Origin of the sequence: Pseudoalteromonas sp. 0802 (assembly GCF_013350085.1) — a bacterium.
Lineage (GTDB): Bacteria > Pseudomonadota > Gammaproteobacteria > Enterobacterales > Alteromonadaceae > Pseudoalteromonas.
On record NZ_JABVXE010000021.1, the window covers coordinates 37791 to 48552 of the forward strand.

The following is a 10762-nucleotide window of genomic DNA, read 5'->3' on the forward strand; positions in this document are numbered from 1 at the left end:
CGCTTCTATATATAGAACATCGCTTCGTGCGACCCGACTCACCCAAAAATAAATCATTACTCGTTAACTAAAACCCCAACTCCTGCAACCGCTTTACGTGTTGACGATAAAGCTCAATAGGGTCAACTTCCCGAAAATTGTGCAAACCAATAAACTGATTAATCTCATCTAAGTGGTTCATTTCATAATCATCTTTGATGACATGTCCTAAATGGCTGCTGCAGCGCGATACTAGGCCATCATCTTTACCTAAAATAAGTAACGAGCCAAGCAGCATGGGCAAGTCGGTTGGATCAAGTATATTGGTGAGTGCTGCTGTACCACTCCACGAAAAATAGTACACCCCATTTTCGGCAACTAACTGACCTTGATCGCACTTATTTTCTGGTAAACCTTCAGGGTATTTTTGATTAAATACGTCAGCGCCCTGTGTACTTAAGCTACTTAAAGCACCGAGTGTATCTTGCGGTAATTGGCTGTGGCCTGAGAGCAGTGAAATGACCTCACCAACCCCATCAAATACGAACCGCGCGGTATGTTCTGCTTGAGAATTTGCAGGTAGTTTTTGTCTAATTAAATCAATAATGCCACTGCCATAGTTTGCACCGCCAATACTGGTTACTGAGGCAATTAAATCTGGTCTGATTGAAGCAACGTAGCGCACTGTTTGCGCGCCTTGGCTGTGACCAATCAAGTTTACTTTATTGGCGCCTGTCAGTGCTAAAATAGCTTTTACGTGAGTGAGTAATTGTTCGCCCCTTACTTCAGAGCTATTAATAGCAGAGACCGCTGGCGTGAACACCAAGGTACCCTCTTGGTTGAGACTTGCAGCCACATTATAAAAATAATCGAGGCCGAGTAGGTTATCGAACCCCATGAGCCCATGAACTAAAATTACCGGATATTGTGTCGTTGTTTTTTTGGCATGGCAGTAGGGGGTCATTAAAAAAAGTAAGGTAGCAAATAAAATTAAGGGGATTTTTTTCATACCTTTTACTCTTCTACTGCAATTTTTATCACTAACAAGCCTTAAAAAAGCCTGATTTAAGTGTGCTTTTAATTCACCATACCCTAAATTACGGTTCGCTGTAATGTTAGTTTTAAGTAAATAAGAAAAGAAGGTTTTAGTGTTTCGTTATATGTTTATCAATTTGTGTTGTTTCTGCGGTTATGCAATTTATTTTTAATCTGCTATTTGCTAAAGTCCGCGCCGTCCTCATCCTGTAGGACATCCTGTTGATGATGCATCTGAAAGGGTGCAACGTATTGATAGCTTCTCCCCAGTTTGCTATAACGGCTCACTCCTTGTTGAGTGAGTCGCTTTTTCTTTCTCTTATCATACAATTCATTGCACAAATTAACGCAAGTGATACCATCAAAGTGATTCTTATTTACTTTCGAAGGAATGCGTTATGTTTAAATCTTTGGCAGTTGCTGCCTTTTCATTATCGAGTATTTTAGTTGCCCCTTTAGCCAGCGCAAACTGGCAAGTTAATAATGAGCAAAGCAATGTGAGCTTTGTGTCTATCAAAAAGAATTCAGTTGCAGAAGCGCATCATTTCAAAAAGGTGTCGGGTACACTTAACGAACAAGGTCAATTTAAGTTGATGATCGATCTGATATCGGTTGAAACTCTGATCCCTATCCGTAATGAGCGCATGACCAAGTTGTTATTTGAAACAGCTAAATTTCCTAATGCAGTGTTAACTGCTGATTTAAGCAAAGCGCTGTTAACGCTAAAACCAGGTCAACATGTGCTTAAAGGTTTGAAAGCTGAATTAGACTTTCATGGCAACAAGAAAGAGCTAACGATTGATGTACTTGCTAATATGTCACCGAAAGGCGATGTGACTGTTTCATCGTTTACGCCGGTGATTATTAATGCAAGTGACTTCAAAGTAACAGAAGGTATTAGTGAGTTACAAAAACTTGCGGGTTTACCATCAATTGCAACAGCTGTTCCTGTGACATTTTCTTTGACGCTAGATAAAGAAAAATAATGCAATCACTTGCTGACTTAGAAGCCGCTCTTCAGGCTCCCGATAAACCTTTTGATCAATGGCAGCCACAAAACTGTGGGCAAGTGCCTATATTGATTGATGTGCAAGGGCGGTGGTTTTATGCTGGCAGTGAAATAAAGCGCGAGGCAATGGTTAAACTCTTTGCCTCTGTGCTTTGCAAAGAAGCAGGTAGTTATTTTTTAAAAACACCCGTCGAGAAAATGGCCATCACAGTCGAAGATGTGCCTTTTATTATTGTTGATTGGCGTTTCGAAGAGACAGAGCAAGGCCTTGCGCTTTGTTGTGTCGATAATTTACAGCGCGCTTGGTTGGTATCAGCAAAGCAACCACTATTACTGAGAGAATTTGAAGGTGTCAGTGTGCCTTACTTACAATTAGCACATGGCTTGGCTGCGAGGGTATCGAGAAATGTTTATTATCAGTGGGCCGAAATAGCCTGCTCAGACGAGCAGGGCTACTATATAGAATCATTAGCCAAGCGTTATTACTTGGCCTAAGCGATTAAGCTTCTGGTTGTTCGTCAGACTCAGGTGCTTGCGCTTCAATGGGTCCTAAAAACCACTCATCAAGCTTTTTAGCAACTTCAGGTAAGCCTGTGCCTTTTAGTGAAGAGAAGGCATGTACTGTAATATCACCATCTAAGCTACTTAACTCACGACGAACTTGTAAAACTTGAGCTTTACGCGCGCCCTGTTTTAGCTTGTCGGCTTTAGTTAATAGTGCCAGCACTGGAATTTCGCTGCCCACGGCCCAGTCGATTAAGTCACGGTCTAAATCTTTTAACGGGTGGCGAATATCCATCAAAACAACGATACCTTTTAAGCTTTGACGTTTTTGTAAGTATTCACCTAGCGATTTTTGCCATTTCTTCTTCATTTCGATAGGCACTTTAGCAAAACCATAGCCCGGTAAGTCGATAAGGCGTTTATCGGCATCAAGTTCAAAGGTATTGATCAGCTGAGTACGACCGGGTGTTTTAGAAGTACGTGCTAACTTTTGATCTGTTAACGTGTTTAAAGCACTTGATTTACCCGCATTAGAGCGACCAGCAAACGCGACTTCAATCCCCGTATCAGCAGGTAAGCGTGAGATATCAGGTGCGCTGGTAACAAAGGACGCAGTATTATATTTGATACGAGATTTGAGCACAGGCTCTCCTAGTCTTTTATAAAAAATAACAAACAGTGGCTAATTTCCACTTAAGGCACGTATTTTATACTATTAAAGCAGCATTCAAAAGCGTATTTAAGCGTGCTAAATTGGCTTTAAATTAGGAAAATTACTAGGTATAAACTTAATCTAAGTCAAATCCCTATAAATTATGAGCTTAATGTGGGCAGAAAACGTGCCAGAGAATTTATTATCGTGTAGAATATAGAAATCACAACATCCATATTGTAGATGATACAGGGTCGGAAACAGAGAATTCACCATGAAAAAAATAGCACTATCTTTAACTATATTGCTTGGTACGTTGTCAGCAAGCAACGCAACAGCATTTGATGGCGATGTAAACGCAGGTAAAGAGAAATCGGCAACGTGTGCGGCTTGTCACGGCCCAGACGGTAATGCACCGGTTAATATCTACCCTAAAATTGCAGGCCAACACGCAGATTATATCTATAAACAATTACAAGAGTTTAAATTAGGTATGACATCTGGCGGCAAAGAAGGTCGTATGGATCCAGTAATGAGTGGTATGGCTATGCCGCTTAGCGATCAAGACATGAAAGACCTAGCAGCTTACTTCTCTTCTTTAAATATGTCTGAAGGTACAACACCTAAAGATGTAGTAGAAGTAGGTCAGCAGCTTTATAAAGCCGGTGATGCAGAGCGTGGTATTCCAGCATGTGCTGCGTGTCACGGTCCTCGTGGTAACGGTACATCACTAGCTAAATTCCCGAAAGTTTCGTTCCAACATCCAGAATACATCAAGTCACAACTTGAAAAATTCCGTGATGGTACGCGTAATAACGACTTAAACGGTATGATGCAAGACATCGCTAAAAAGTTAACAGACAAAGACATCGAAGTACTTTCAAAATACTTAGGTGGCTTACACTAAAGTCTGATTGCGGGTAGAAATATTACGCAGTAATATTTGATTAGTGTGAAAAAAGCAGCGCAAGCTGCTTTTTTTGTATTTAAACCATGTCGAAATCTCCCACGCCTTTGTGAGACATTGTCCATATCGAGCTGTAAGCTAAATCTTATTTTTATTTCAATTTTATACATAACTCTTTGTTATTAAATAAGTTGAGCTTGTTGCAATATCTTATCTGTAAGAAAAATTATATAAATCAGTTGTAACAAAATTATTAATGAGTAAATTAATCACTGTCGCTGAGACAGCAAAAACAACATGGACAATGTAATAAGGAAAGTGACTGCGGCAAGTCTTTAGGGGTTGACACTGGTTAGGTGTCCTAAAGGAAATAACAAAAAAGCGTCAGGATTGACCGAGAATAATAAAAGCTCATGGAAGTTTAATAATAAAAACAAAATGGAATGCTACACGGAAGGTTAAAACAATAACAAAATGGATAAACAATAATAATAAAAATAATAAAGACTAAAAAGTCGAAGGGAGAAGTGTCCAGATAATTGGCGCTCAGATTAGTAGGCGGTAGAGATGTTTTCTCTACCGCCTTTTTATTTGTCCTGTTACAATAGCCACCGTTTGTACTAAAAGTATGAAAAGTGCGCAGTTCGTCAAGTTGACCAACCACATCCGCACATCGAATTCTTCTGGTTATGCCAGCATTACAATGCCACAAAGGCGTTGTGCACAACCTCTTAAGTGAGATGATCAAGATATGAGTAGAAAGAAAAAGTCGCGTAAAATTCCATCGAATGGTCCTGTACGTCTAAGCAAAGAAAAGCTTAGAGAGATGCGCGCGTTAAAAGAGCAGCGAGTTAAAAAGACCAAAGGTGCTAAACCTGGGTCTCGAAATGCACCTGATGCACAAAATGCAAAAAACACTGCTGCAAACAATCAACCGAAAGATAAGCGTGTTGGTAGTAAAAAGCCGGTTTCTTTAGTTGCGCCTAAGGCTGAGCCGAAAGTTGAAATGAAACGCAACTTAAAACCTATGGTTGAGCTTAAGAAAGTGGCTGAGCCTGAACTAACACCAGAGCAAGAGTTAGAAGCGCTAGAGAATGACGAGCGTCTACTTAAGCTGGTTGAGCGTCATGAGCGCGGTGAGTTATTAACAGGTAAAGATGCTAAGTACTTCAATAGCCGTATTGCTCGCCACCAAGCACTGTGTGAGTTATTAGGCATTGAAGATGAAGACGAGTACGAAGATGACTTTGAAGATGATTCATTTGATGAAGGTGAATCTGACTTCGATAAGTACTTATCTGATGACTTAGCCAATGAATGGTTTGATGACGAAGATGAGGATGAGCGATGAGCACAACCTTGATTATTGCCATCGTAATTGGTGCGGCAATTATCGCAGGGCTTGCGTTTTATGCAGGGCAACTTCTGTATAAACTAAAAGAGCAAAATAAGCTTATCGCCAAGAAGCAAGCTGAGCATGAGCAAAAGCTTGCGGTATCAAAAGCAAAGCGTAATGCAAAGCTAGCCGATAGCATTCATTTAATTGCCCGTGCAATGAATGAAGAGCAATGTGAGTTCTCAGAAGGCTGCTTGCGTATTTGGGTGCTGATCTCTCAATACAGCTTTGCTGAAGAGTTTGAGCTAAGTGAGCGCTACCCTGGCATATTTAAAATGTACGAAGTCGTAAAAGATATGCCAACGCACGATGCCCGTAAGAAATACTCTAAAAAAGAGATTTTTAAAATGGACACAGCTCGCTGGCGTGCTGAAGAGCAGCATAGCGATGAAATTAAAGCGGATTGTGCACGTATAATTGAAGAGTTTAAAGCCGCTCCAGGCAGCGAAAACGTAGTATTTAATTAAACAAACATGCTGCGATTTAAGCAAAATAAAAGCAGAGCCTAGGCTCTGCTTTTTGTTGGGCTAGATAACTCGTGAGAAACGAGTTTGCTTGATTTGTTGTTGTAGGTGCGCATCAAAGCACATACAAATAATACGAATAAATAAATTACCGCGAGCTGTTACTGTGATCTTATCTTGGCTAACAGACACCAAGCCATCAGCTAGTAATGGGTCGAGTGCCTGTAGTGCCTCGCAGAAGTAGCTGGCAAAGTTAATATTAAACTGTTTTTCGATTGCTGGAATATCCAGCTCAAACTGGCAGATCAATTGTTTGATCACTGCGGCACGTAACGTATCGTCATCAGTTAAAGCAACACCTTTACAGATTGCACTGCCATAGCCTTCTTGCACAGCTTTGTAATAGTGCTTCAACTCTTTTTCGTTTTGTAAAATGGCATTGCCTATTTGCGAAATAGATGACACACCCAAACCTAATAAGTCACATTGGCCATGCGTTGTGTAACCTTGGAAATTACGGTGTAACTGACCTGCGTTTTGTGCAATTGCTAGTTCATTGTCTTTGCGGGCAAAGTGGTCCATACCAATAAACTGATAACCCGCCGCTAACATCTGCTCAAGGGTATTTTTGAACATAGTGAGCTTATCGCCCGCAGACGGTAAGTCAGCGTCTTTAATTTTACGCTGTGCAGCGAATCTATCTGGTAAGTGAGCATAGTTAAATACCGACACGCGATCAGGGTTTAACTCAATCAGCTGTGCAATTGTCTCTTTAAAGCTCTCTGGTGTTTGCAGTGGCAAACCGTAAATCATATCGGCATTAATAGATTTAAAGCCAAGTTCACGAGCCTCACTAATTAAACCTTTTACAGATTGCACGCTTTGCGGACGATTAACTGCCAGTTGCACATCATCATTGAAATCTTGAATACCAAACGAAACACGATTGAAGCCAAGCTCACGTAGGTGTACTAGCATGCCATCAGCTAAAGAACGAGGGTCAATCTCAATACCGCGCTCGGCATCATCAGCAAAATTAAAATGTTGCTCAACCAACGCCATTAAGCGGCTCATTTGCTCTGCCGATAAGAAAGTTGGCGTACCACCCCCTAAATGCAGTTGCTCAACGTTATAATCGGCAAAAAGCGTTGCTTGTTCAGCAATCTCAAGCGCTAAATTATCTAGGTATAAATCGGCTTTAGATTGATGACGAGTGATCACCTTATTACAACCACAGTAATAACAAAGCTGACTGCAAAAAGGGATATGGATATAAAGGGATAAAGAACGGCTTTTCGAAGCCGCAATCGCGTTAATCATATCTTGTTGGCTATAACCGTCAGCTAAAGACAATGCCGTTGGGTAAGATGTATATCGAGGCCCAGAAATATTGTACTTGTTGATCAGAGATTGATCCCAGCTTGGTAAATTTATCACAGTCAGCACTCCGCAATTGATTGAGCGGCTATTTTAACGAGTTTAGTGATTTAGCTATTTGATCTAGAACAATGTCGGAGGCTAGAAACTAATCGGCATGCTTTAAGGTCGTTGTAAAAACAAAGAGTTTACTATTTGAGCAGTTGATTTAGTGATTGTTAAAATAAAGGGTTTTGCTAGTGACAAGGTTACAAAAACTTTTTATACTGCATCCCGCTTTAGTCAGTTAAACCTACTAAACGCACCAAAAAAATTTAGCTTTCGCTAATACAATGGCCCCTTAGCTCAGTTGGTTAGAGCACACGACTCATAATCGTTAGGTCCCCAGTTCAAGTCTGGGAGGGGCCACCATTTTCTTACTGTAAAAATCCAAAATTAAAGCTTACAGCTGTTTTTATAGCTGCGTCCCACCTCTTTTTAATCTTTAAAATTCAACGAAATAAAATTATTTTTAATTTTTTAAAAATATTTTGTCAGGTTTTCTGTGTTTGTCTCGTCTATAGCTGCAAATGACACGAAGTTGTTCTATTTGGTGGTAGCAATAGGCAGTGTCTTATGTATCTATTTTTACGAAAAGGACAAACTCATGACGACTACAACATCAACTGTGAATACGCTAAAACTTGATTCAACGAACGCACCATTTAGTGATGCGGCTGTTTGGTTAAAAGAAGGGTGGGGGCTATTTAAAAAAGCACCGTTTAAACTTTTTTTACTTATGACGCTTTTCGCTATTGTGCCTGGTTTAGTGCAGCTATTACCTGCACCTACAGGTTTAACAGTATCAAAATGGTTAGCGCCTATGTTAATGGCAACGGTGTGGCCATTGTTGTTTAACCTGAATAATCAGCAAGGCTTTTCATTTAAGCACAATGCAACATGGACGAAGTGGGGGCGAGTTGCCGTGTGGTCAGTTGTTGGTATTTTACTGGCGCTGGTGCAATTTGCTGTTGGGAGTACTTTGATTGGTAGTGAGCAGTTATCGGCTTTATTGTCAGGTCAGTTTGTTGATGTTGAGCGCTGGCGTGTAGGGGTCATGTTTGTATCAATTGTTCCTGTAAATATGTTGCTTATGTTTGTGGTACCTCTGTTACTTTTAAACGATGCTTCGCTTAGTGCAGCTGTTAAAGAAGGCATTACAACGGCACTAAAGGTGATTAAACCATTAAGCATGCTTTGTTTGATTAATATGCTCGTTACCTTTGCTGCCCCTTATAGTCTTTTACCTATGTTGTTGGTAGGGCCGGTATTAGCATGTACCTACTTTTGTGCCTATAATCGTTTGTTCAAATAATAATAAAAACATGGAAGTACAGTGAAAGCTGATGTTCAAATAAACACATTGCTGAATGAATACGCGCCGCTGTTGGCGCGTGTTGCTGCAACCTATGAGATCAATCAAGCGCTACAAGATGAGCTAATTCAAGAGATGTCGTTGGCTGTTTGGCGCGCTTTTGAAAGTAATGACTCATCACCCGATGTTGCCTTTCGGGGCGATGCCAGCATAAAAACCTATATTGCCCGAATAGCTCACAATAAAGCGGTTGATCATGTGATAAAAGAGCAAAACCGCAAAGAGGTGGCAAGCTCTGAAAGTATTGATTACACCCAAGCCTTAAGTGCGCATAAATCACCAGACAACAGTTTAGATTTAATGGCTGCCCTTCGTAAATTAACGCTGAAATACAGGCAGGTGCTTGCTTTGCAGCTTGAAGGGTTTAATCAAAGTGAGATAGCTCAAACGCTGGGGCTGTCTGAGGACGCGGTTGCTAAACGTTCAAGTAGAGCAAGGCAACAACTTGCGAGCCTAATGGAGTAAATAAAGTGGATAAATTCGAAGCAGATGATCAATTAGCTAAGTGGCAGCAGGCATTCGTGCAGGCAACGCCGAAAGTGGATAGTGCAGCGTTAATTGCACAAACGCAAAAGTCGCGAACTAAGTTAAAGCTAAAAGGGTTAATCGACTCATTTTTAGGTGTTGTGGTAACCGTATTTTGTATTTACGCCATGTTGTTTGAGGCAAAAAACACCTATGAAACCATTCTGTTTGCGCTATTAGTACCTATTCCTTTAGGTTTTGGAATTTGGTCATACCGTTTAAGACGAAAGCTTTGGCGAGCAGAAACGTTAGACGTTAATGCAATGCTTAATTTTAAAGAAAGCCAGCTGAAGCATCAAATTCATTACTGGCATGTGAGTTTTATTGGCTGCGTTGTGCTTTGGTGCGCTTTGTTAATCGTTGCCTTGTTTAATATGGTTATGTTCAAAACATACAGCCTATGGCTTATCCAGCTTGGTGTTAATGGCAGTATCGTGCTGGTTGTTTATATACGCTATAAAAAACTAAAAACTCAGCTAGCTGTAGCGCTTGAGAGCATTCAAGCGATGCGCTGATGTGCGACTTGACGAGCTGTTCCTAAAACTTATATAACTTACTATTCAAATAATAATGAAGGATATAGATATGGAAGTTTTATACAGTATTTTGTTTTGGGGATCGCCTGTCGGCTTAGGGTTATTCTTTTTCTTATCGTGCACGGGGGCAGGGATACTTTTCTGGGGTATTGCGCAGCTTAAGAAAGCCTCATCAAATTAAAAAGCCGATGTGTGAACATCGGCCTTATAATGATTTTGACTATTTGTAACCGTTCGGGTTATTGCTTTGCCAGCGCCATGTATCTTGCATCATCTCATCGATACCACGCTCTGCTTGCCAGCCAAGCTCTTTTAACGCTTTTTCTGGAGCTGCGTAGCAAGCTGCAATATCGCCAGCTCGGCGCGGTGAAATTTGATATGGCACGGCTTGACCGCTGGCTTTCTCAAAAGCGGTAACCATTTGTAGTACTGAGTAACCATTACCTGTGCCTAGGTTAAATACGTGCGCACCTGTATCACTTGCAATTCGGTTCAGCGCTTTTAAGTGACCTAATGCTAAATCGACGACATGGATATAGTCACGAACACCTGTACCATCTACAGTATCGTAGTCATCACCAAATACACCTAGCTTTTCTAGCTTACCCACTGCGACTTGCGAAATATAAGGTAATAAGTTGTTAGGAATACCATTTGGGTCTTCACCAATAAGGCCAGATTCATGTGCGCCGACAGGGTTAAAGTAACGTAAAATAACAAAGGCAAAGCGTTCATCTGATTTTGCGATATCTTGCAGCATCATCTCTACCATAAGCTTTGATGTGCCATACGGGTTAGTCGTGCCACCAACTGGGAAGTCTTCACGAATTGGCAGGCTTGCAGGGTCACCGTATACGGTTGCTGATGAGCTAAATACTAATTTAAACACGCCAGCATCACGCATAGCATCAACCAGAGTCAGTGTACCTTGTACGTTGTTTTGATAATACTCGATAGGTTTTAC

12 protein-coding genes and 1 tRNA gene are annotated in these 10762 nt (G+C 40.9%); 9 read left to right on the forward strand and 4 right to left on the reverse strand.

Annotation, left to right across the window (positions count from 1 at the left end; all coding sequences use genetic code 11):
* Positions 1 to 67 precede the first annotated feature (67 nt).
* Positions 68 to 988 (reverse strand): triacylglycerol lipase, encoded by a 921-nt coding sequence (locus HUS61_RS18735; protein ID WP_175083376.1) that lies wholly within the window; start codon positions 986 to 988, stop codon positions 68 to 70.
* Between the two features lie 424 nt (positions 989 to 1412).
* Between HUS61_RS18735 and HUS61_RS18740 the strand changes: the two genes are divergently transcribed.
* Together HUS61_RS18740 and HUS61_RS18745 are read left to right on the forward strand one after the other, a co-directional pair.
* Entirely contained in the window at positions 1413 to 2000 is a 588-nt protein-coding gene (locus HUS61_RS18740) for a YceI family protein (protein ID WP_175083377.1), read from the forward strand.
* Positions 2000 to 2518, forward strand: coding sequence for a DUF1285 domain-containing protein (locus tag HUS61_RS18745; protein WP_175083378.1), 519 nt, complete (start codon positions 2000 to 2002; stop codon positions 2516 to 2518). Before HUS61_RS18740 ends, HUS61_RS18745 begins: the two co-directional genes overlap by 1 nt.
* Before the next feature lie 4 nt (positions 2519 to 2522).
* On the opposite strand, the gene yihA is transcribed toward HUS61_RS18745, so the two are convergent.
* Positions 2523 to 3170: a ribosome biogenesis GTP-binding protein YihA/YsxC gene (yihA, locus tag HUS61_RS18750; protein ID WP_054561154.1), complete on the reverse strand. Its 648-nt coding sequence runs from the start codon at positions 3168 to 3170 to the stop codon at positions 2523 to 2525.
* 283 nt (positions 3171 to 3453) lie between these two features.
* Here yihA and HUS61_RS18755 point away from each other — a divergent pair, with 283 nt between their 5' ends.
* From HUS61_RS18755 to HUS61_RS18765, 3 genes are all read left to right on the forward strand, one after another.
* Entirely contained in the window at positions 3454 to 4086 is a 633-nt protein-coding gene (locus HUS61_RS18755; RefSeq protein WP_054561153.1) for a cytochrome c, read from the forward strand.
* A 751-nt stretch (positions 4087 to 4837) separates the two neighbouring features.
* Positions 4838 to 5437, forward strand: a complete 600-nt coding sequence (yihI, locus tag HUS61_RS18760) for a Der GTPase-activating protein YihI (protein ID WP_175083379.1) — start codon at positions 4838 to 4840, stop codon at positions 5435 to 5437.
* Positions 5434 to 5949 carry a DUF2489 domain-containing protein gene (locus tag HUS61_RS18765; protein ID WP_166341077.1) on the forward strand — a complete coding sequence of 172 codons (516 nt, stop codon included), beginning with the start codon at positions 5434 to 5436 and terminating at the stop codon, positions 5947 to 5949. Before yihI ends, HUS61_RS18765 begins: the two co-directional genes overlap by 4 nt.
* Before the next feature lie 60 nt (positions 5950 to 6009).
* Here the strand turns inward: HUS61_RS18765 and hemN are convergent, their stop codons facing one another.
* Positions 6010 to 7383, reverse strand: a complete 1374-nt coding sequence (gene hemN, locus HUS61_RS18770; protein ID WP_175083380.1) for an oxygen-independent coproporphyrinogen III oxidase — start codon at positions 7381 to 7383, stop codon at positions 6010 to 6012.
* A 274-nt stretch (positions 7384 to 7657) separates the two neighbouring features.
* Here hemN and HUS61_RS18775 point away from each other — a divergent pair.
* The 4 genes from HUS61_RS18775 to HUS61_RS18790 all read left to right on the forward strand — a co-directional run bounded on the left by HUS61_RS18775 (position 7658) and on the right by HUS61_RS18790 (position 9777).
* Positions 7658 to 7734, forward strand: a tRNA-Ile gene (locus tag HUS61_RS18775).
* Positions 7735 to 7969: 235 nt separating this feature from the next.
* Positions 7970 to 8677, forward strand: coding sequence for a hypothetical protein (locus HUS61_RS18780; protein WP_175083381.1), 708 nt, complete (start codon positions 7970 to 7972; stop codon positions 8675 to 8677).
* A 21-nt stretch (positions 8678 to 8698) separates the two neighbouring features.
* Positions 8699 to 9202 carry an RNA polymerase sigma factor gene (locus HUS61_RS18785; protein WP_175083382.1) on the forward strand — a complete coding sequence of 168 codons (504 nt, stop codon included), beginning with the start codon at positions 8699 to 8701 and terminating at the stop codon, positions 9200 to 9202.
* A gap of 5 nt (positions 9203 to 9207) precedes the next feature.
* Positions 9208 to 9777 (forward strand): hypothetical protein, encoded by a 570-nt coding sequence (locus HUS61_RS18790; protein WP_175083383.1) that lies wholly within the window; start codon positions 9208 to 9210, stop codon positions 9775 to 9777.
* A 241-nt stretch (positions 9778 to 10018) separates the two neighbouring features.
* Here the strand turns inward: HUS61_RS18790 and galE are convergent.
* On the reverse strand, positions 10019 to 10762 hold a 744-nt coding region (gene galE / locus HUS61_RS18795; RefSeq protein ID WP_175083384.1), incomplete at its 5' end, for a UDP-glucose 4-epimerase GalE.